Here is a 238-nt window from a genome sequence, read left to right on the forward strand (position 1 = left end):
GCCCTGCTCCACTGCACGCCCGGCATCGCGGCTGGCGTCGGCTGCGGCGCTGGCGTCGCCAGCTACTTGCTGGATGGTCGCTTCCAGTTCACCCAGGGCATCGCGGATCTGCCCTGTATCGCCGGCCTGGCGTTCGGCGCCGTCATGCAGGGCGGCGCTCATGCCGGCCAGGGCGTGGCTGCTGCCAGCCACCTGCTCGGCGTTGTGGCGTATGGTGCCGACCAGCTCTACCAGATAC

Annotated in this window: 1 pseudogene; it reads right to left on the reverse strand. The window is 70.2% G+C overall.

What is annotated here, in order from left to right:
* Window positions 1-238: pseudogene (locus FQ668_RS28190) on the reverse strand (methyl-accepting chemotaxis protein); the annotation flags it as partial.

It is taken from the genome of Pseudomonas sp. Kh14 (assembly GCF_900291005.1).
Taxonomy (GTDB): domain Bacteria; phylum Pseudomonadota; class Gammaproteobacteria; order Pseudomonadales; family Pseudomonadaceae; genus Aquipseudomonas; species Aquipseudomonas alloputida.